This window comes from Neolewinella litorea, assembly GCF_004803465.1.
Lineage (GTDB): Bacteria > Bacteroidota > Bacteroidia > Chitinophagales > Saprospiraceae > Neolewinella > Neolewinella litorea.
Genome location: NZ_SRSF01000007.1, coordinates 105,608 through 126,193, shown reverse-complemented (window position 1 = coordinate 126,193; position 20,586 = coordinate 105,608). Strand labels below are relative to the sequence as shown.

General features: G+C 59.6%; 16 protein-coding genes. 6 read left to right on the top strand and 10 right to left on the bottom strand.

Annotated elements, in window-relative coordinates:
- Positions 1-2: 2 nt before the first annotated feature.
- Positions 3-1,004 (bottom strand): hypothetical protein, encoded by a 1,002-nt coding sequence (locus E4021_RS14370; RefSeq protein ID WP_168797617.1) that lies wholly within the window; start codon positions 1,002-1,004, stop codon positions 3-5.
- Positions 1,005-1,532: 528 nt separating this feature from the next.
- Between E4021_RS14370 and E4021_RS14365 the strand changes: the two genes are divergently transcribed.
- The 3 genes from E4021_RS14365 (at position 1,533) to E4021_RS14360 (ending at position 8,614) form a co-directional block, all read left to right on the top strand.
- On the top strand, positions 1,533-4,844 hold the full coding sequence (locus E4021_RS14365) for a VPS10 domain-containing protein (RefSeq protein ID WP_136460068.1): 3,312 nt from the start codon (positions 1,533-1,535) through the stop codon (positions 4,842-4,844).
- A gap of 1,074 nt (positions 4,845-5,918) precedes the next feature.
- Positions 5,919-6,086, top strand: coding sequence for a hypothetical protein (locus E4021_RS18145; protein ID WP_168797616.1), 168 nt, complete (start codon positions 5,919-5,921; stop codon positions 6,084-6,086).
- A 1,358-nt stretch (positions 6,087-7,444) separates the two neighbouring features.
- Entirely contained in the window at positions 7,445-8,614 is a 1,170-nt protein-coding gene (locus E4021_RS14360) for a hypothetical protein (protein WP_136460067.1), read from the top strand.
- A gap of 45 nt (positions 8,615-8,659) precedes the next feature.
- On the opposite strand, the gene E4021_RS14355 is transcribed toward E4021_RS14360, so the two are convergent.
- The 6 genes from E4021_RS14355 to E4021_RS14330 form a co-directional block, all read right to left on the bottom strand.
- Positions 8,660-10,411, bottom strand: coding sequence for a glycoside hydrolase family 13 protein (locus E4021_RS14355; RefSeq protein WP_136460066.1), 1,752 nt, complete (start codon positions 10,409-10,411; stop codon positions 8,660-8,662).
- A gap of 140 nt (positions 10,412-10,551) precedes the next feature.
- Positions 10,552-11,688 carry an Sb-PDE family phosphodiesterase gene (locus tag E4021_RS14350; protein ID WP_136460065.1) on the bottom strand — a complete coding sequence of 379 codons (1,137 nt, stop codon included), beginning with the start codon at positions 11,686-11,688 and terminating at the stop codon, positions 10,552-10,554.
- Between the two features lie 111 nt (positions 11,689-11,799).
- On the bottom strand, positions 11,800-12,396 hold the full coding sequence (locus tag E4021_RS14345; protein ID WP_136460064.1) for an LURP-one-related/scramblase family protein: 597 nt from the start codon (positions 12,394-12,396) through the stop codon (positions 11,800-11,802).
- 48 nt (positions 12,397-12,444) lie between these two features.
- Complete coding sequence (locus E4021_RS14340; RefSeq protein WP_136460063.1) at positions 12,445-13,560, bottom strand: cytochrome-c peroxidase; 1,116 nt, start codon at positions 13,558-13,560, stop codon at positions 12,445-12,447.
- A gap of 22 nt (positions 13,561-13,582) precedes the next feature.
- Positions 13,583-14,647, bottom strand: coding sequence for a cytochrome-c peroxidase (locus E4021_RS14335; protein ID WP_136460062.1), 1,065 nt, complete (start codon positions 14,645-14,647; stop codon positions 13,583-13,585).
- Positions 14,648-15,406 (bottom strand): MbnP family protein, encoded by a 759-nt coding sequence (locus E4021_RS14330; protein ID WP_136460061.1) that lies wholly within the window; start codon positions 15,404-15,406, stop codon positions 14,648-14,650.
- Between the two features lie 176 nt (positions 15,407-15,582).
- On the opposite strand from E4021_RS14330, the gene E4021_RS14325 reads away from it, so the two are divergent.
- The 3 genes from E4021_RS14325 (at position 15,583) to cysS (ending at position 18,485) form a co-directional block, all read left to right on the top strand.
- A complete protein-coding gene (locus tag E4021_RS14325) occupies positions 15,583-16,119 on the top strand; it encodes a flavin reductase family protein (protein WP_136460060.1) in 537 nt (178 codons plus the stop codon).
- A 108-nt stretch (positions 16,120-16,227) separates the two neighbouring features.
- The gene (locus tag E4021_RS14320) at positions 16,228-16,842 is read left to right on the top strand and encodes a DNA-3-methyladenine glycosylase family protein (protein ID WP_136460059.1); all 615 of its coding nucleotides are present in this window, start codon (positions 16,228-16,230) and stop codon (positions 16,840-16,842) included.
- A gap of 149 nt (positions 16,843-16,991) precedes the next feature.
- Positions 16,992-18,485, top strand: a complete 1,494-nt coding sequence (cysS, locus tag E4021_RS14315) for a cysteine--tRNA ligase (protein WP_136460058.1) — start codon at positions 16,992-16,994, stop codon at positions 18,483-18,485.
- Between the two features lie 31 nt (positions 18,486-18,516).
- Here the strand turns inward: cysS and ppgK are convergent, their stop codons facing one another.
- From ppgK to E4021_RS14300, 3 genes are all read right to left on the bottom strand, one after another.
- Positions 18,517-19,314, bottom strand: coding sequence for a polyphosphate--glucose phosphotransferase (ppgK, locus tag E4021_RS14310; RefSeq protein WP_136460057.1), 798 nt, complete (start codon positions 19,312-19,314; stop codon positions 18,517-18,519).
- 65 nt (positions 19,315-19,379) lie between these two features.
- The gene (locus tag E4021_RS14305; protein WP_136460056.1) at positions 19,380-20,255 is read right to left on the bottom strand and encodes a peptidylprolyl isomerase; all 876 of its coding nucleotides are present in this window, start codon (positions 20,253-20,255) and stop codon (positions 19,380-19,382) included.
- 31 nt (positions 20,256-20,286) lie between these two features.
- Positions 20,287-20,577 carry a hypothetical protein gene (locus tag E4021_RS14300; RefSeq protein WP_136460055.1) on the bottom strand — a complete coding sequence of 97 codons (291 nt, stop codon included), beginning with the start codon at positions 20,575-20,577 and terminating at the stop codon, positions 20,287-20,289.
- Positions 20,578-20,586 lie beyond the last annotated feature (9 nt).

The following is a 20,586-nucleotide window of genomic DNA, read 5'->3' as shown; positions in this document are numbered from 1 at the left end:
CCCTATCCGTTCCCCACGCCGTGCCGGGCCACTACGTCGATCGACCTGGTCAATTCCTCCTGCAAGGTTGCCTTTCTGGCTTCCAGCTGATCGGCTAAGTCGGCCAGCGCGTTGCCGCCCCGGTGGGCTTCTATCTGATCCAGGGCAAACAGGACCTTGCGAAGCGCCAGTAGGAGAGAATGATGGTACAATTCGTACTCATTCTGTAAGTATTTGATTTCGGCCAGGTGACTTTCGATCGTTTCCCGGTGCTGATTCGCGAAGTCGGAAGTGAACTGCTGTGTGAAGTAGCTGATGTGGGCGGCGTCCCGCTCCCCGGCACCCAGGTTGAAGAGTCCATACAATTTGGTACGCAGCGCTTGTACCTGTTTATACAGGGCGTCGCCGGTCTGGCGGGCAAAAGCCACCTCGGTAGCCACGTAGTCGAGCTGCCGTCCGGCCTGCATGGCGAAGTCGAGGATGATGGCCAGCCGGTTGATTTCCGCTACTTCTTCCGCATCGTTCTTGCTGCCGAGTGCGGTGGCCAGGGTGTAGAAAGAACTTAGAAAGGGATTGTCTTGTGGTTCGATGTCCGGCAGCCGCAGACTGTTCTTCTGCTCCTCGCGCAACTTGGCCAGGCTTTCGGTGAAGCCCGCGTAAGAGTGCGGGTTGCCTAGATCCCGGGCTTGCCCTACAAACTGTTCCCAGTCGTGCAGCGACCGAAGCTTGTCGGTATCGACCAGCAGTTGTTCTACGTCGTCCATGGCGGTCCGGTATTCCGCGCGCAGCAGGTCAAGCTCCATGGCCTGCCGCTCTGAGTCCCGCTCCCGTACCCCTTCGACGGCCTGCAAGGTCCGCTGCTGCTCCTGCTCCATCTGCTGCAAGCGCGTCTCGAGTCGGAGCAGTTGTTGGTTCATACTCACCATTTCAATGCGATTCATGGTGGCCCACTGTTGCAGGGCCGGGCCGTCCAACTCACCAAAAGGCAGGGCGGAGGCAGTGAGGCTGGTGTCGTAGTCGGACAATAGTTGTTGGCGCTCCCGGGCATTCAACGGTTGCGGGGATTCCGCCACGATGGAGGCCGGCAACTCCTGTGCACTAGCTGTTTGCGGTAAGCATGCCGCGAGGAGTACGTAGAAATAAACTCGAATGCTGTTATGTCTTTTCCTGTCCATTATGTGTGACTTTCTTAGGGCGGGGAATCGCCTGCCAGTAGGTTTATGGACGGGGGTGTGGAAGGTAACCTACTTGTTTGGTTTTCTTGGGGGGCTGGGGATCCTCGGACTGTAGGGTCTTCTTCGCTGCCTGAAGCAGTTTTTTACTTTCGCCGCCGGAGGCAGCATCTTGCTTTCGCTGCCTGAGGCAGCATCGTACTATCGCTGCCGGAGGCAGCTTCTTACTGCCGCTGCCGGAGGCAGCTTCTTACTGCCGCTGCCTGAGGCAGCTTCTTACTGGCGGTGGCCTGAGGCAGCTTCGTACTTTGGGGCGAAGGCAGTATGTTTAGTGGTCCGCCCGGATGGACGGATTCCTTTGCCTGACCAACTACCGCTCTCATGCGCCACTTCTTCCTCCTCGTTTGCCTGCTGTGCCTTCTTTCACCCCATGACGCCACCGCCCAGCGCAAAAAGAAGGCCACCCCGGCCGACACCGCAAAGGCCGAAACGCCCATCCACCTCCAGTCCGCTACCTATAATGCCCTTAAGTGGCGCAGCATCGGTCCGGCGGTGACCTCGGGCCGCATTGCCGACTTCGCGGTGAACCCCGACAATCCGAACCAGTACTACGTAGCCACGGCCAGCGGGGGCGTGTGGAAAACCGACAACCACGGCACCACCTACGAGCCGATCTTCGACGACCAGGGCTCCTACTCCATCGGCTGCGTATCGCTGGACCCGAACAACCGGCAGACGGTCTGGGTAGGCACCGGCGAGAACCACAACCAGCGCTCGGTGGGCTACGGCGACGGCGTCTACAAATCCGAGGACGGCGGCAAGACTTGGCAGCACAAGGGGCTGAAGAAAAGCCAGCACATCGCCAATGTCATCGTGGACCCTACCGATTCCGACGTCGTATGGGTAGCCGCTTACGGCCCCGTCTGGAGTAATGGCGGCGAGCGCGGGGTCTATAAATCCACCAACGGCGGCGATACGTGGGAGCGCGTCAAGCACGTCAGCGACTATACGGGCTGCAATGACCTGCGCATGGATCCACGAAACCCGGATGTATTGTACGCGGCATTTCACCAGCGGCAGCGCAAAGTGTATACCTATCTGGGCGGCGGACCGGAATCGGGCCTCTACAAAACCACCGACGGTGGCGCTACCTGGACGCAACTGAAGGGCGGACTGCCCGGCGGCGACATCGGACGCATTGGCATTGATGTATCACCCGTCAACCCCGACGTAGTGTACGCCGTAGTCGAAGCCCCCGACGGCAAGGGCGGCATCTACCGCTCGGACAACGCCGGTGTCAGCTGGACCAAGCAGAACGACTACTTCTCCAGTGGCAACTACTACCAGGAAATTACCTGCGACCCTGTGAACGTGGACCGCATCTTCATCACCGACACTTATTACCAGGTCAGCGACGACGGCGGCAAAACCGTCCGCAACCTCGGGGAACTCAACAAGCACATCGACAACCACGCCATCTGGATCGACCCCGCCGATACCGACCACCTGCTGGTGGGCTGCGACGGCGGCATCTACGAAACGTGGGACTTCGCCGCGACCTGGCACTTCAAGCCGAATCTGCCGGTGACCCAGTTCTATAAGGTGGCCACCGACCAGTCGGGTCCCTTCTACCATGTTCACGGCGGCACGCAGGACAACCTCAGTCTGGGCGGCCCCAACAAAAACACCAGCGTGAACGGCATCGTGAACAGCGACTGGTACATCACCAGCACCGGCGACGGTTTTGAAACCCAAGTGGACCCCACCGACCCGAACGTCATCTACGCCCAGGCCCAGTACGGCAGCCTGCGCCGCTTCGACCGCCGCAGCGGCGAATACCTCTTCATTCAGCCCACCGAGGGCGCCGACGACAAGCCCCTGCGCTGGAACTGGGACGCGCCCCTGACCATCTCGAGTCACCAGCCCACCCGACTGTACTACGGTGCCAACAAGGTGTTCCGCACCGACGACCGCGGCAACAGCTGGCGGGTGATCAGTCCGGACCTTAGCCGCAGCATCGACCGCAATACGCTGCCCGTCATGGACCAGGTGTGGAGCGTGGATGCCGTAGCGAAGAATACCTCCACCTCCATCTTCGGACAGACCACCACCATCGCCGAGAGCGCACTGGACGAGAATCTACTGTGGGTGGGCACCGACGACGGACTACTCCACAAAACCACCGACGGCGGACAGACCTGGCAGAAGTTCGACAACCTGCCTGGCGTACCGGAAATGAGCTACGTCAATCAGGTAATCGCCGGCCTCCACGATCGCAACGTGGCCTACGTGGCCTTCAATGATCACCGCTACGGCGACTTCAAACCCTACCTGCTCAAGACCAGCGACGGCGGAGCCACATGGACCTCCCTGTCCGCCACCCTTCCCGAACGCGGCAGCGTGTACACCATCGCCGAGGACCACGAGGACCCCAACCTGCTCTTCGCGGGTACGGAGTTCGGTGCCTTCTTCTCCAACGACGGCGGCCAGCAGTGGATCGAACTCGGCGGCGGCCTGCCTACGGTGGCGGTACGCGACATTGAACTCCAACGGCAGGAGAACGACGTGGTAGTTGCTACGTTCGGTCGCGGCTTCTACGTTCTCGACGACTACACCGCCCTGCGCAAACTGCAGCCGGCCACCTTCGAGCAAGATGCGGCGCTGATGACCACCCGCGACCCCTGGCTCTACGTGGAGCGCGCCCCCCTGGGCCTGCGCGACAAGGGCCACCTGGGCAGCAGCTACTTCCGATCGGACAACCCGGCCTATGGCGCGGGCTTCACCTACTACCTCAAGGAAAAACCAAAAACCCTGAAGGAGCAGCGGCAGGAGCGGGAGCGGGAAATTATGTCGCGCAAGGCCTCCGTCTATTATCCGCCGGTAGACTCCCTGCGCATGGAGGAGCGGCAGCAAGACCCCTACCTGCTCTTCACCATCCGCAACGAAGCCGGGGAGGTAGTGCGGCAATTGAAGCGCGACGCGAGCAAGGGCCTACACCGCTTCCATTGGGATTTGCGCTACCCCAGTCCGGACCCCGTCAATAACCGCTACTCTCCGGCCCCCGATGTGCTCTTCGGCAGTCCCTCAATGGGTGCGCTCGTGCCTCCGGGCAACTATACCGTGACGATGAGTCAGTTCTTCGACGGCACCTTCCGGCAATTGGCTGAGCCGCAGCCCTTCCGCGTGAAGTACCTCGACCAGGCCACGCTGCCTACGGAAGACTGGGACGAATACGATGCCTTCGTACGACAAATTATGGACCTCAGTAAGGCCATCAGTGCCGCCGGCGACATCCGCCGCAACCTTAATCAGCGCCTCGATGCGCTGGAAAAAGCCGCCCTGGAAACTACCACCAGTCCGGAGGCAGCACTGACCACGCTCCACGACCTGCGCGAGCGACTGGCCGACCTCACCGAAGCCCTGTATGGCGACCGTGTCCGCAGCAACCTGCAAATGGAAACGGCCCCCTCGGTGGCCGGCCGCGTGGGTGCCCTGGAGTACGGCATGTGGAACGTGACCAGCGACCCCACGGAAACCTACCGGGAGAGTTACCGGGTGGCGGCTGCGGAATTTGGTCCGCTACTATCGGATCTGAAGGCAATTGACGCCGACGTACGTGCCCTGGAGCAGCAACTGGAAATGCAGGGCGCGCCTTACACTCCTGGGCGCTGGCCTACCTGGTCGGGCGAGTAAGGGGATCGCAATGCCTGCGGCTTTTTTTACCACTGATTCCACGGATTTGGTTTCACGGATCGACACGGATTTCATCGCTCGCGCGGCTGGCTTATTTTGGTAGTCAGGGTAGATTAATCTGCGCCCCAATCAGTGAAATCTGCGGTGAGTTTTTGGCGCCTTTGGCGCTTTTGAACCGCGGATTACTCAGATTTTGGCGCAGATTTTTTCGCTCGTGCGGCTGGCTAGTTTTGGAAATTAGGGGAGATTAATCTGCGCCCTAATCAGTGCATCTGCAATGAGCTTTTGGCGTCTTTGGCGCTTTTTGAACCGCGGATTACGCGGATTCTTACGCGAATTATGGTGCAGATTTTTTCGCTCAAGCGGCTGGCTGATTTTGGAAGTTAGGGTAGATTCATCTGCGCCTTAATCTGCGCCTTAATCAGTGCAATCTGCGGTGAGTTTTTGGTGCCTTTGGCGCTTTTGAACCGCGGATTACTCAGATTCTTGCGCAGATTTTGGCGCAGATTTTTTCGTTCGTGCGGCTGGCTAGTTTTGGAAATTAGGGTAGATTAATCTGCGCCTCAATCTGCGCCCCAATCAGTGCAATCTGCGGTGAGCTTTTGGCGCCTTTGGCGCTTTTTGACCGCGGATAACACAGATTCTTGCGCGGATTTTTGCGCAGATTTCTCCGCTCAGGCGGCTTCAGTCTTTCACTCGCATACCGAAAAGCACAAATTTCTGTGTCACGCAGCCTCAGGTCATGGTGTGGCAGTATCCATCCAACCTTCATCAATCGAGCAACCAGTAATTGCCAGCCATAAATCAATATAAGGGGTGTTCTTTGCCAACTCAGCACAAAATTTAACATCACTCCACCGGGAGTAGAGTGGGGAACCCGATCCTTGCATTATGTAACCACTCAGACACCTGGATTACGGAGGTTGAATTTTAAATATTCATCATATACAGCCTACAGCCACCGTATCACCTGAAGAGCGGAAAGGTATTGCGTTGTCCACAATCAAGTGAACACAAATACCGATTTATGTCAGGACAAACAATAACCATTTTTTAATAGTAACGTATAATCAAATGAAGCACTTAACAGAATCGGATGTATCCATGATTTCCGGCGGAGAAAGTCCTTGGTACTGGATAGCCTACGCGGCAGGCTGGGTATGCAAGGAGATTGAGGAGGACCTGGAACGCTTGTCTCAACCCGCCGCATACGAATGGAGCCCCGCCAGGCCCTATGGATAAATCTTTAATTATTTCACTTTTTAAATTCGATAATTATGACACCACTTTCTATTCAAGATTGCAAATCCACCTCCGGTGGTTGGGTCTGGAATTTTCTCGCAGGGATTTCCATCTACAAAATAATTGTTAATGGGCTAGATAACCTTCCCGACATCAGAGAAGGATTTCACGATGGATATAATGGCCTTGAACCACGACACCAAGCATAACCTTGTCCAGCTCCGAAGATACTAGTATCTTCGGAGCTAAACTATTGATAATGAAACCTTACACTTCGTACTTGTACGCACTCATCACGATCGTCACCTTGATGCTTCTGCTCAATTCAATTGACATTTACCGGGGCACGTACCACTTTGAGGATTGGTTTTCCTATGTTTCCTTGCTGGCGGTATCATTCGCTTACATTTATTATAAGCAAACCAAAGAAACAAAGCAGAAACAATTGTAAGGGCATATTCTCTAATCTACATATACTTCAGAGTCCAATCTACAAGTAAGTAGATTATCCTGAAGTGCCCGGATCAAGCTACCTTGCCCAGGAAAGACTGGGATGAATACGACGCTTTGGCCCGCGAGATTATGGACCTCAACGAAGCCATCAGTACTGCCAGCGACACCCGCCGCCTTTGAATTTCTCTTTTAAAATTTAGGGGAAATTCATCTGCGCCTTAATCAGCGCCCCAATCAGCGAAATCTGCGGTAAGTTTTTAGCGCTTCAGATGTGTTGAACCGCGGATTGCGCAGATTTTGGCGCAGATTTATTCGCTCGCGCGGCTCACGGATTCGCGCAGACTATTCCACCTTCGGCGGTGCAGACGCAAAGTGTATTCTTCTTACGTCATTTACCACGGAGCACCGAAAACTTGCGGGCGGCGAAAAGTGGTGCAAACCGCCCTTGAGATCGCCCGGGCGGCGGAGCGCAAAAGGGAGAAAAAGAAGGCTGCACTGTTTGAGCGGGCTAGAGATTCAGATTGAAAAAAACGGATGGAAGCTATCGACGGATTGGCGCCGGAGAACGGATTTGGCGGCGAGTTTGCAGCATTCCGCCCTTTTGGGTTTCGCTGCACGATAGAGGCGATATCACAACTTCGCCCAGGGGCCCCCACCCCTGGCCTCGTGGTTTGGTCCTTTTGTAGCTAGACAAAAGGACGAAGAAGTGTTTTGAACCGCGGATTCCGCGGATTTTGGCGCAGATTTTTTCTGCTCGCGCGGCTCGAGGATTACTTCCATACCCTCGGTAATACCCTTTGCCAGGTATTCGATGCACCTAAATTTTACGTGAGCTCCGGCTGCGAAAAGCCATCAAGCAAGCCCCGCCTCCAAGCCGATCGCAGCAAATACCCGATCTTTCCCAGATGACCCAGCGCCCCATAGTTGTAGGCATCATGAAAATGGACGTCGCCGGCCGCGACGACCGGGCCCTGAGTCGACTTACCGAAAGGGCCAGCCACCGCTTTACCCAGGTACTGGAGCGGGAACCTCGACTCGAGATTACTTCCCTCACCTTCGATGGGCCACCCATCGCGCCGCAAGAGAACGGCTACCGGGCGCTCGACTTCGTGCAGTTCGGCATCAACGAGAAAACGGAACGCCGACTCGCATTTCTGCTCATCGTTACGGAAGTAGAAATTTCCGCCGCCTCCCTTTCATATCTGCTGGCGCTACCTTCCCAGCTCACCAACGTAGCCATCATCTCCACGCGCCGGCTGGCGGATCCCGGTACCGCGGAACCGCAAGACGAAGCCCTGCTCGCCGGCCGCCTGGGTAAACTGATGCTGCACTGCTTCGGCCGGCTGTTGAACTTGAGTTACCAAGCCGACCCCGCCAACTACCTAGCACGCATCGAACGACCGGCCGACCTCGACGGCATGGATCACTTCACCGATCAGCAATTTGGGAAAATGGCCGTCAACCTGCCCAAAGAAGCCAACGACCGGTACTCTAGCGGGGGAAAGTGGGGGTTTGTACTGCAGCAAACCTTCAGCAACCTGCCCCGCATCGTCCGGGGCGCCTTGCGCGCCAACCCCGTACGCATCGCGACCAAACTGCCCACCATGATCGCCACCGCCTTCTCGGTGATCGTACTGCTGATCTTCGGGGCGGAGACGTGGGATTTTGCCGCCTCCGCCTCGACCGCCCAACTGGCGGTCTTTGTGGTGGCCAGTTTTCTGGCGGCGACCTTCGTACTGTACCAGGCCTTTTCCTTCCGACTGGTACCTACCCGCAAGGGCAATACCTCCGAAAGCAACGTCGTCACGGCCGGAGCCACCTATCTCGCGCTGGTGCTTACGCTCTGCTGCCTCTTTGCCCTGTTCGCCGTCCTGATGTACGGCGTGGTGGTCTTTGTCTTTCCCGACCCCCTCATGAGTACCTGGACCTCGGACCGGGATGGGTCCTCCACCGGGGCGCACCTGCGGCTGGTCGTTTTCCTGGCGGCCGTGGGTATCCTTTCAGGATCGCTGGGCGGCTCGGCAGACTCGCGGTCGGTGGTGCGCAATGTGTTGTTTGCGGTGGACGAAACCTGAAAACAAGGACCCACTAACAAATTTGCGCCGCCGCAGGCCGCCTTCCTACCCGCCCTGTCCCGCGGCAAGCTCGTACACCACCGCCTGCCAGGGGAGCAACTCCACCTGGCCCGCCTCGGTGGTGAGGGCATCGTAGTTGTTGATCAATACGGCACCCGCGTCCCCGCCCACTGGCCAATCGATCGCGACCTTTTCGGAGGAGAAGTTCAGCAGCACGAGCAACCGCTCGTCGCCGAGGGTGCGCCTGTAGGCGTACACCTGCTCGTGGTCAGGGAGCAGTAGCTCGTAGTCGCCGTACACCAGTACCTTGTTGCTGTTGCGTAGGGCCGTCATCCGCCGGAAGTGGTTGAGTACCGATGCCGGATCGTCCTCCTCCGCCTGGACGTTGGTGGTCCGATAATTGTCGTTCACGGGCAGCCACGGCGCCACGGTCGAGAAGCCGGCGTAGGTCGAGTCGCTCCACTGCATCGGCGTACGGCCGTTGTCGCGGGAGGTGAAGTTGAGCTCCTTCAGGAACTGCTCCATATCCCTGCCTTCCGACTGCGCTTTCTTGTAGCCGTTGATCGCGGCGATGTCCTGGTAGTCCTCGATCTCGTCGAAGTCAATATTCGTCATGCCCAGCTCGTCGCCGTAGTAGGCGTAGGGCGTGCCGCGCATGCTCAGCAGGAAGGTATTGAGCAGCTTAGCGGAGGGGTCCCGGAATTCCGGACGGTCGTCACCCCAGCGGCTCACCATGCGCGCCTGGTCGTGGTTGCTCAGAAAGATGGACAGCCACCCCTCCTCGGCGAAGGCGCTGTCCCAACGGCTGAAGACCTCCTTCATGGCGGTCAGTTCGTAGCCGCCGTACTTCGGCACGTCCACCCCGTCGAAGGCATAGGCCATATTGAGTTCGTTGCGGTCGGCGTCGACCAGTTCGTGGGCTTCCCGGAAGTTGCGGCCGGCGCCCTCGGCTACGCTCATCACGTCGTAGCGGCTGAATACCTCGGCGTGCATCTCCCGCAGGTAGTTGTGCAGGCCGTCCTGCATGGCGTAGTACTGGATGAAATTCTCGTCCAGGTCGTCCGGAAACTCGGGGTAGGTGGTATCCTTCGCCGCGAACTGAAAGGCATCGAGGCGGAAGCCGTCCACGCCCTTTTCCGCCCAGAACTTCATGATGTCGTAGACTTCCTGCCGCAGCTCCGGATTTTCCCATTTCAGGTCGGGCTGCCCCTCGGCGAAGTAGTGGAGGTAGTAGGCGTTGGTGGTGGAGTCGTACTTCCAGGCGTTGCCCTCCGCATCGAATAGGCTGTAGCGGTGGGGCGGGGTACCCTTCTCGGCGGGCCACCAGTGGTAGTAGTCGCGGTAAGGGCTGTCGCGACTGCTGCGCGAGGCCTGGAACCAGGGGTGCTCGTCGCTGCTGTGGTTGACGACGATGTCCATGATCAACTTGATGTCGCGCTCGTGCATGCCGGCCAGCATACGATCGAAGTCGGCCATGGTACCGAAGTCGGCCATAATGTCGCGGTAGTCGCTCACATCGTAGCCGCTGTCGTCGTTCGGCGAACTGTAAATTGGGTTCAGCCATACGGCGCTGACGCCCAGGCTTTTGATGTAGTCCAGCCGGTTGATGATGCCTTGCAGGTCGCCCACCCCGTCGGCGTCCGTATCCTGGAAACTGCGGGGATAAATCTGGTAGACGATGATCTCCTTCCACCACTCCGCCCCGTTTCCGGACTGGCCGATCACATCTTTTTCGGGCTCCTGGCCGGTGGTACAGGCGGTGAGGCCCGCCAGCAGCAGCAAGTACAAGTACTTCATAATCGTTCGTTTGGCATGAAAATACGGTGCACGGGTGTGGGAAGTCCGTGACCGTTAGGGCGCGGACGCGGGTGCCAAATGCCGGGGGGCGGCTGACGCCGCGCCGGGCGAGCCGGTATCGGGTCGGGTGAAGCCCACCTTTAGTTATTCACCGTGACCGGGAGCACCATTTCCAGCCGCTCCTCGGGGGAGGTCACGGCGTTGAGCACGCGGAAGCGCAAGTCGAAGTTGGGCAGCCGTTCCAAGGTCATCACCTCCAGGGTAGTTTCCCTGTGGGGCGGCAGGTGGATTACGCCCAGGTCGCTTTGGAGGGAGTAGCCGCTCAGGTTTTCCACCGTGAAATCGGCATCGCTGTCGTTTCGGATGGTCACGGCGGCTACGGACGATTTACCGCGATAAGTGGCACGCGTCACCTTCAGGCTGCCTTCGACCACGGCGCTCACATTTTCCGGCTTGCCCACTAGGGTATTCTCGAACCAGGCTACGGTGCGGCCGGCGAAGAGGGCTTCGCGGATGGCGTCCGCAGTTCGCTCTCTGGCCAGAACGAGGGTAACGGGCCGGTGGCCGCCTTCGGCTACGCCAAACTGGTAGTCGATCAGGCCGTGGATGTCCGAGGTGCCCATGATGGTGAGGTCGTGGTCCAAGGCGATTTGCAAGGCCTCCTTACTGATGGTGAACTCATTGACCACCTCGATGCCGTGCAGCAGGTCGTTGGCGATAAGGTATTCGTGGAAAGGCGTAAGTTCGGCTACCCCGTCGGGCCGCTGGGCGATCCAATTGGGGTGATTCCAAAAAATGAAGGCCCCCTGCTCCCTTGCCGCGGTGAAGCCCGACAGGCTGTCCTCGTGCAGCAACGCATTGGCGTCGTCGATGAAGAGTGCGTTGGCATGGCCCGGGGGCAGGTCGCGGGTGATCTCCGCGCCCTGGATCACGATGATGCCCGTAGCTTCCGCGTACTCGGTGGCCAGTACATGGCTGCGGTTCCGGTCGGGGTGGGGAATGTCTTCCCGGTGGGGCTGGTACTCCAGGTGCTCGGTCATCGCTACGGCGTCGATACTGTCGCGCTGGGCCTCCTGAATGCGGATGTCGGGCCACACGCTCCCGTCGCTGAAGACCGTATGCTGGTGGAAATCACAGATGAGGGTGAGGAATTCTTTCGTGTCCGGAAAGTCAATGGAGCGGTCCGACCCGTGGGAATGTGGATGGGCATGACCGTGCTGGGCAAACAAGCCGGTTACCGACAGAAAGGAAGCCAGAATGAAAAACAGGATGCGCATACTGAGGCGTTGAGGATTGGTGCCCGCCCATGAAGGGCTTGGCCTAAAGCTAAACTTCCGGGCGCACTTGGGCGCTCCGGCAATTCTCGGAATGGGTGTTTGGAAAGGGGTTCAGCCCCGCCGCCGTTCCAGCAGAATCATCATCATCAGGCCGAGCATGATGCGGTCGTCGTCCTCGTCCTCGACCTCGGTCAGTTTGTCGACCCGAAATTTTCGTCCGAAGAACGAGGGCAGTTTGCTCAGGCGCGCCACCTCCCGGTCCCGGCGGTCGGTCACCACGTAGCTGGGGTGGAAGAAATAGCCGGTCAGCAGACCGAGTCCCGGCACCTCACCCACCAGGGAATCGATGACCTTCACCCAGCCGTTCTCCTCCTGCACCTTGTACTGGGGCTGGTCGTGGCGGTCTACGATCTCGTACTCGGCTTTCCAAATGGACCGCCATCCCTTGCGCGCGACCTTCCCGAATTGGGTGCCCCGTTCGTCGTAGAAGGCATAGGCGGCCGACCAGTCGAGCCACCGGTCGGCCCGAATGTTGTAGAGTACCCGGCTGCGGCTTTCGTTGCTGTAGATTTGTATATCCTCCTTCAGCCGCAGCATCTTCTGCCGCACGTAGGCCACCACCCGCCCCGTGGCGTCGGTAGCGGTAAAGTCGTTGGCCAGGGTGCCGATCTTGAAGGTGAAGGTGAGGGGGTACTTCAGGTTTTGCATGCCTGAATATAGGTGGTGCGGTCAATTTCACAGCATCACCAAGCTGGCTTACTCCGGCGGGGCAAAGCGGGGATCAGTAAGCAGCGACTCGTCCGTCAATGTATTGAGGAAGGCAAGCAGGGCCCGCTTTTCCCGGTCGGTCAGGGTGAAGCCGGTAATGTTGGGGTCCTCGTTTTCAACGCCGTGGCCGCCGGCGGCGTAATCGTCGATCACCTCCTCCAGGGTAGCGAAGCGGCCGTCGTGCATATAGGGTGCGGTGAGGGCGATGTTGCGCAGGGTAGGCGTGCGGAATTTGCCGTTGTCAAAGGGGTTACCGGTAATGTCGCCGCGGCCCTTGTCTACGAAGTCGTAGATGCTCGCCACGTCCGTGATGCCGTTGTTCTTGAACTTGTTATCACCGAACTGCGGTGCATTGTGGCAGTGCCCGCAACCAGGGTGCAGGGTACCCGGCGGTACATTCTCCACGAAGAAGAGGCTGTCGGCCCCCAGCTGTTCCTCCTCTGTGAAGAAGTCGGTATTCTGGTAGAAGACCCGGTCGAATTTGCTGTTGGCGGAGATGATGGTCCGCTGGAACTGCGCCAGGGCCTTCACGGTCAGTTCCTGGTTGATTTCCTCTTTATTATCGATCCCGAAGGCCGCCCGGAACCGGGCGGGATAGTCCTCGTGTTCCCGTAGCTTGTGGATCACCTCTTCCCAGTCGTTGTCAAGCTCCAGCATGTCCTCCACGGGGTGAATGGCCTGCCGCCACAACTTCTCCTCGCTGCCGTCCCAGTTGAAGCCATTCGGATTAAAGGCCAGGTTCACCAGCGACATGGCACTGCGCAGTCCTGGCTCGCCCCGCACGCCGATCGCTCGTCCGAAGCCGTCCGTAAAGGCCAGTTCCTGCTTGTGGCAGGTGGCGCACGACATGGTGCCTTCGGTACTGAAGATGCCGGCATCGTAAAAGAGGTGACGACCCAGCGCAATGCCCTCCTCCGAGAGGGGGTTCTCGGGATCATCGATAGGCGCGGGAAAGTAAGCGGGCACCTCCAGGGCGTAGGGCGTCGGACTGGCCGGGCCGGTGATCGCGCCTTCGTCGATGGTTACCTCACCCGTCGGCTCTTCCTGGCAGCCCATAGCCGCGAGGAGGATCAGTGTGCCGGTGATGAGGAATTGACGAACCATATTCGCTTGCTCTTTTTGCTGCCTATTGCACCCGCGCGCCGGCGCCCTCGATCAGCCTATCGGATTTCGTACTGAACGACACAACAAACGAGGTATCGGTAAGGGTGTGCAGGAAGGCGACCAGGGCCGCCTTTTGTCGTGCATCCAGGTGCAGGGGGTGAACGTTCGCGCTGCGGTTTTCCGCGTACCGGCCGCCGGAATTGTAGTGGTCGACCACCTCCTCGAGGGTGGCGAAGCGGCCGTCGTGCATGTAGGGGGCCGTAAGCGCCACGTTGCGCAGGCCGGGATTACGAAATTTCCCGTTGTCGTAGGGGATGCCCGTGACGGCTCCGCGGCCGGGATCGGGGAAGGTCTGCAGGTCCATTGCTTCGTCGAGACCGTTGTTTTCGTAGCGCTGGTTGGTGAAGTGGGGAGGGGTGTGGCAGTGGGCGCATTCGGCGGTGGGCAGGCCCGCGTAGGCACCTTCCGGATCGTCGCCGAAGTCGAAAAACAGGGCGTGGCCGAGTGCCTCCAGGGCGGTGTAAGTGGCTTCTCCGCGGCGCACGCGATCGTATTTGCTGTTGCGGGAGACGAGGGTGCGCTGGTACTGGGCCAGGGCGTGCCCCACGCGGGAGGAGTCGATATCCGGAGAGCCGAACGCCCGGGCAAACAGCGCCCCGTAGGTGTCCGAGGCCGCCAGGCGCGCTACCGCTTCCGGCCACGTGCCGCCCATTTCGTGGGGGGTGCCGACGGGATGTCCGGCCTGGGCTTCCAGGTTGTCGGCGCGCCCGTCCCAGAACAGGGGGTGGTGGAAATATCCGACGTTGGTAAGACCTGGCGTATTGCGTGTTCCCGCCAGGCCACCCAGTCCGAGGCTCACCGCGGTGCCGTCGGCAAAGGCCCGCTCCGGCCGGTGGCAACTTGCACAACTGACGGTGGAATCGGCCGAAAGAATGGGGTCGAAGAACAGCCGTTCTCCCAGTTCTACGCCCGCTGCGGTGGAGGGGTTACCCGCCGGGTAAAGGATGGCGGCAAAATCTGCCGGGGCGGCGGATTCCTCCACGCAGGCCAGGCAGAGCAGGGGGAGTATGGTCCACCACCGGCACATTTACTCCACCGACAGGGTGAACTGTCCGGCAAGCCGGTTCCAGATGCCGGTGGCTACTTCCTGGTTGCCCCCGTGTACAGTCTGCTTGTCGGGGGAGGTGATGTCGAAGGTCTGTCCGTTGCCGCTCAGCGCCCGCAGCACATCGGCGGTTAGGGTGAGCGTGGGCGTTTCGTTGCCTCCGACCGTGAAGGGCTGCTCCAGGGACACTGTCCGGTACAGCGCGTCGCTTCCCATGTGGTAGCTCAGGCCGGTGTCGAAGCGGCCGTCGTCTTCCAGCATGGCGTTGGCTTCAATCTTGGCGAATACGTAGCGGGTGGACGGCCCCCAGAATTCCGCTTCGTTGAGGACGTAGTTGGCCGCAAATTCGCTTGGGTCGCGGGCGTTCAGGGAGGGTTTCACGCCCAGTCCAAAGCGCAGGCCACGGTAATCGCCGGGGGGCACCAGATAGGTGCGCTGCTGGGTGGCGTCCTCGGCCGCCGACATCCACCGGATCAGGTCAATCTCCGCAAGGCGTACCGCATCATCGCCGTCGGCCGGCAGCAACTCCAGGTCGGACACGTAGTACTGAAACAGGAGCACCTTGAGGGAATCGCCCGTGGGATATCCGTAGGTTTCCCGCTGGATGCCGAGGGGGTCACCGCCGTAGGTGGCGCGGTAGTTCAGGGTAAACTGTACATCGCGCAGCGGATCGAGTTGGTCGTCGTCGTCAAGACATCCCAACAGGGGGAGAAGCACAAGCAGGGGAAGGAGGTATTTCATAGGCGGCGCGGACGCGGGTGCAGGGGCTTTACCCCAAAGCAATATAACGCGGCAGGCGAGTGATAAGCCCAACGGCTGCGGGCGTATTCTCGGCGTTGCGGCGGACAAACTGGCTGAACAACCGTCGGAAGGGTACCGTTGCACTAACGCATTGTAAACGAAAACCATCATACCCCATGGCCAAACAGAAAGCCGACCAGCAACTAGACAAAGCCCTCAAACAATTATCGTACGGATTCTACATCGTCGCCACCCGCAAGGGCGGGGAGGACCTCTCGTCGCGCGACGAAGACTGGGTCACCGCCTCTACCGTGAGCTGGGCGATGCAGTCCAGTTTTGAACCGCCCCTCATCACCATCGCCGTACAGAAGGACAGCGACCTCAACGAGACGATCCAGCGGGCGCAGTCCTTTTCGCTCAGCGTGCTAGGCAAGAGCGACGAGAAGCTCATTCAGAAGTTCGCCGAGCAGCACGAGGTGGATTATAGCAACCGGTCCGTCAACGGCATTTCCTACCAGGAGGGAAAGACCGGCGCGCCCCTCCTCGACTGCGGCATCGCCACCCTGGAATGCAAACTCGAAGATGCTCTGACGACCCCCGGCGATCATCTGCTGTTCGTGGGACGCATCGTCAACGCCATCAGCAAGGACGGGCAGCCCATCACCGAGGCCGATACCCGCAAGCATTACGAGGGCACCAGTCCGCAAAGCTAAACCAAGGCACCGTCGCCGGCCGGCCCCAGCGGGGCAACGGCCGCTGACACCGCATGCCGGGGTCCCCGACGGTCGACCGTCGGGGACCTTTTTGCGTTACCCTATCCCATGACCGACCCCGCCATCATCGCCCACCTGAGCCAGGAGCCCCGCCTGGCACCTATCGTAGCCCGCCACCAGTTGCAGGAGCGGCCCGATTTCGGGGGCGATGTCTACTTCGGCTTGCTCCGCTCGATCACCTACCAGCAGCTCAGCGGGCGGGCGGCGGGGACCATATTTGGCCGCTTTATGGACGTCTTTCCGGACGGCTACCCCCACCCCGACAGGCTCCTGGAACTCTCCGTGGCAGACCTGCGGGCGGTGGGCATGAGCCGGTCCAAGGCCGCTTACCTCCACAACGTGGCGAGCTTCTGGCTGGAACACAAGTTGATCGACCAGGAATGGAGCATCCTTTCCGACGGGGAGATCATAGAACTGCTTACCCGAATCAAGGGGGTTGGGAAGTGGACCGTGGAGATGGTGCTCATGTTCGTTCTGCACCGCCCGGACCTGCTGCCGCTCGACGACCTCGTGGTGCGCCGCAATTTGATCGCCCTTTTCGACCTCCACCACCTGAAGGGCAGAGCCTTGTTGCAGGCCATGGAGGCCGCCGCGGAGCCCTGGCGCCCGTACCGCAGCTACGCCAGCCGTTACTTGTGGGAGATGGGGGATACGGAACTTTAGCTAGGTTGGTCCTGCTGCTGAGTGGTCGGACCACCTGCGGTTGGACAGGTGAGCCGTTGGACGGTGGGGGGACCGTCCAACGGTTTAAGCGGTTGGACGGTCCCTACTCCTGGGAATACCTTAATTTTGCCGCCCGAAACAGTATGCTTATGCCCACCGATCTTATCCTCTACAACAGCCTGACCCGCCGCAAGGAAACCTTCAAGCCGCTGGTAGAGGGACACGTGGGACTATACGTTTGCGGCCCGACGGTGTACAACCCCGTCCATCTTGGTAACTGCCGCACGTTCGTGAGCTTCGACATCATCTACCGTTACCTGATGGCTAAGGGCTACCGGGTGCGCTACGTCCGCAACATCACCGACGTAGGTCACCTCACCGACGACGGGGAGGACCGCATGAGCAAGGGTGCCCGACTGGAGCAACTCGAGCCCATGGAAGTGGCCCAGAAGTTCAGCAATCAGTTTCACGACATGATGCGCACCTTCAATGCGCTGCCCCCGAGCATCGAGCCCCGCGCCACAGGCCACATCATTGAACAGATCGAGATGGTGCAGGAGATACTCCGCAACGGGTACGCTTACGAGGTAAACGGCTCGGTATACTTCGACGTCGAGGCCTACAACAACGCCAACGACGAGCGGTACGGGGAGCTGTCCGGCCGCCGCATCGACGAACTCCTGGCCGAGAGCCGGGAATTGAAGGCCCAGGATGAAAAGCGGAGCCCGTCCGACTTTGCCATCTGGATGAAAGCCTCCGACGACCACATCCTGCGCTGGGACAGCCCTTGGGGACCAGGATTTCCCGGCTGGCACCTGGAATGCTCCGCCATGAGTACCAAATACCTGGGTGAGCAATTCGACATCCACGGCGGCGGCAACGACCTCAAGTTTCCCCACCACGAAAACGAGATCGCCCAGAACGTCGGCGCGTGCCACCACGCCGGTGCCCGTTACTGGCTGCACACCAATATGCTGTTGATGAACGGCAAGAAGATGTCAAAATCCGACGGCAACACCATCACGCCCGAACAACTTTTCACCGGCGAGAGCGAGCACGTCTCCGAAGGGTACAGCCCGATGGTGATCCGGTTCTTCATGCTGCAAACGCATTATCGCAGCACCATGGACCTCAGCGACGATGCCCTGCAGGCCGCCAAGAAGGGATACGTACGGCTCATGGAGGCCTGGACCACCCTGGGTTCCCTGGAAGCTAAGGGGGGCGCGCAGAACGGAACGGTCGGCAAGGAATTGGCCGCCGGACTGGCGGCTGCCTACGAGGAGATGGATGACGATTTCAATACTCCCCGCGCCGTTGCCCGCATATTCGAACTGGTCACCAGGATAAACGCCCTCAAGGGAGGACAACTCTCCTTAGAAGAGGTAAGTGCCGAAGGTCTGGAATCGTTCAAGAAAGGACTGGGCAACCTGCTGTTCGACGTGCTCGGGCTCCGCGACGAGGCTGCCGGTGCGGGGGCCGAGCAGGAAGCCCTGGACAAGGTGATGCAAATTGTCCTCGACTTGCGGCAGCAGGCGCGCGCCGACAAGGACTGGGCATTGTCCGACAAACTGCGGGACGCCCTTTCCGGGGCCGGCATCACCGTGAAAGACGGGAAGGACGGGGCCGAATGGACCATCGGGTAGGCAAGAGCCTTATCCAGTAATATCGAAGGATTTAGACCGAGGCCACCTTGCGGTGGTGCCGCTGGTAAGCGTATACGGCCGCCCCGACCGTTCCGGCGGTATTGCGCATTTCGGCCGGTTTGACCGCGCAGGGAACCTTAAGGTATTTCTTGTAGTCGGTGAAGTACTTACTGCCGCCGCCCCCGAGGATGATGAGATCAGGATTGAGGATGGAATTGACGAAGGTGAGGTACTTGTTGAGTCGCTTGCCGAAGGTCTTCCAGTCCATGTTGGTGTCCTTACGCACCTTGTTGGAGATGTACTTTTCCGCGACGATGTCCATACCCTTCAGGTAGAGCTGACCGAGTTCGAAATTGGGCACCAGCTGCCCGTCCAGAAACATGGCTCCCCCGAGTCCGGTGCCGATGGTGATCATGACCACCGTACCCTCTTCCTTGTGGGAACGACCGGTACCGAAGTTCATAGTCGCGATGCCGGCCGCGTCGGCGTCGTTGAGGGCGTAGATGGAGACGTCGCGCATCCTTCCGAAGGTCTCGGAGATGGATGTTCCGATCCAGGCTTTATCGATATTGGAGGCGCTTCCGGCCACGTTGCGGTGTACGGTGGCGGGAAAACCCACGCCCACTACCCCGCTGTAATCAAAATGATCGATCAGGCTGCGGAAGGTGTAGGCCATGGCGGAAGGCGTGGCCGGTTGGGGGGTATCGAAACGGAACCTTTCCGTAAGCATGGTGCCGGTTTTCACGTCGACCAATCCGCCTTTGAATCCCGTGGCGCCGACGTCGACGCCGAGAATGGTAGTACTGTTGCTTCCGCTCGAATTTGCCATGGGGGTCAAGATAGGATTTTGTCGGCTAATTGCTTTCCCGTCCGGCCTCACCGGTCCGGTGCCGGTTACCGGACGAGACTGATCTTCATGGGTACGTCCTCCTGCGGCCGGTCGCCCGCGCCGGTGGCCGTAGCGGCGATTTTGTCGATAACGTCCATTCCCTCGATCACCTGCCCGAAGACGGTATAGTTCTGGTCCAGGAAGGGCACGCCGCCCATTTCGAGGTAGGTTGCGCGTACGTCGCTGGGGTAGCGCACGCCGGTCTGGCTTTCCTGACGGTTGAGCTCGGCTTCGGTTACCGGCCGGCCCTGGACGATGTAAAACTGAGAGCCCGAACTCTTCTTTTCGGGGTTATTCGTCCGCGCCGCGGCGATGGCTCCCTTGACGTGCGCAAGTGAGGGGTCAAACTCCGCGGGAATCTGGTAGCCGGGGCCGCCGCTGCCCAGCCGGTCGTTCGGACCCGCATTTTTACTGGTGGGGTCGCCACCCTGGATCATGAACCCTTCAATGACCCGGTGAAAAAGGAGGCTGTCGTAGAAGTTCTCTTCCACGAGCTTGACGAAATTGTCCTGGTGCTGGGGGGTCTGATCCGACAGGCGGGCCAACATATTACCGAGCGGCGTCTCGATGCGGATGAGACATTCTTTAGGTGGAGTCACGTTGATGGTTTGTGCGGTGGTACGGGATTTTCCCTTTTCGTTGGTGGCCGTAAGTACGACCCGGTAGTCGCCCGAACGGAAATAGCGGACGGCCGGTTCGGCTTCGGTACTGGTCGTGCCATTACCAAAGTCCCACTGGTAGTTTACCGCCCGCTCCGAGGTATTATTGAAGCGAAGGGTATCGGCGGCCACTACGCTCGCTGGTGCGACCGTGAAGCCGGCCACCGGACGCGCGCAGTAGGCAAGACTCAGAAGGGGCAGGAGCAGAAGTAAGGGGCGCATGATGGAGGGTTGTGGTCGGGCCGAATGAGGGCTACTGGTCCAGAAAATGCTGCAGGAGCACCTCGCGTTCCTTGACCAGTCCGTAGTTGGGTTTATCGCGCCCGGCCCGGCGGTACCAGTAGCTGGCATTGGCATCGTCGCCTTCAATGCGGTGCAGGTGGGCGTGTACCCAGGCACAGTCGGAGCCCGGGGCCCGGTCGATGAGCAAATGGGCTTTCTCCCACTGGTTTTTGCTGATCCACCACAGCGAGGTTAGCTCTACGCCGGCGTCTGCGGGGGGCTGGGCGTCGGATAGTGATTGATCAAATTCCTGGCGGGTCAAGGGCGAAAG

What these genes read in the sequence shown, in the direction of transcription:
- E4021_RS14365 (WP_136460068.1), top strand. Translation starts at nt 1,533, where the DNA reads ATGCGCCACTTCTTCCTCCTCGTTTGCCTGCTGTGCCTTCTTTCACCC.
- E4021_RS18145 (WP_168797616.1), top strand. Translation starts at nt 5,919, where the DNA reads ATGAAGCACTTAACAGAATCGGATGTATCCATGATTTCCGGCGGAGAA.
- E4021_RS14360 (WP_136460067.1), top strand. Translation starts at nt 7,445, where the DNA reads ATGACCCAGCGCCCCATAGTTGTAGGCATCATGAAAATGGACGTCGCC.
- E4021_RS14355 (WP_136460066.1), bottom strand. Translation starts at nt 10,411, where the DNA reads ATGAAGTACTTGTACTTGCTGCTGCTGGCGGGCCTCACCGCCTGTACC.
- E4021_RS14350 (WP_136460065.1), bottom strand. Translation starts at nt 11,688, where the DNA reads ATGCGCATCCTGTTTTTCATTCTGGCTTCCTTTCTGTCGGTAACCGGC.
- E4021_RS14345 (WP_136460064.1), bottom strand. Translation starts at nt 12,396, where the DNA reads ATGCAAAACCTGAAGTACCCCCTCACCTTCACCTTCAAGATCGGCACC.
- E4021_RS14340 (WP_136460063.1), bottom strand. Translation starts at nt 13,560, where the DNA reads ATGGTTCGTCAATTCCTCATCACCGGCACACTGATCCTCCTCGCGGCT.
- E4021_RS14335 (WP_136460062.1), bottom strand. Translation starts at nt 14,647, where the DNA reads ATGTGCCGGTGGTGGACCATACTCCCCCTGCTCTGCCTGGCCTGCGTG.
- E4021_RS14330 (WP_136460061.1), bottom strand. Translation starts at nt 15,406, where the DNA reads ATGAAATACCTCCTTCCCCTGCTTGTGCTTCTCCCCCTGTTGGGATGT.
- E4021_RS14325 (WP_136460060.1), top strand. Translation starts at nt 15,583, where the DNA reads ATGGCCAAACAGAAAGCCGACCAGCAACTAGACAAAGCCCTCAAACAA.
- E4021_RS14320 (WP_136460059.1), top strand. Translation starts at nt 16,228, where the DNA reads ATGACCGACCCCGCCATCATCGCCCACCTGAGCCAGGAGCCCCGCCTG.
- cysS (WP_136460058.1), top strand. Translation starts at nt 16,992, where the DNA reads ATGCCCACCGATCTTATCCTCTACAACAGCCTGACCCGCCGCAAGGAA.
- ppgK (WP_136460057.1), bottom strand. Translation starts at nt 19,314, where the DNA reads ATGGCAAATTCGAGCGGAAGCAACAGTACTACCATTCTCGGCGTCGAC.
- E4021_RS14305 (WP_136460056.1), bottom strand. Translation starts at nt 20,255, where the DNA reads ATGCGCCCCTTACTTCTGCTCCTGCCCCTTCTGAGTCTTGCCTACTGC.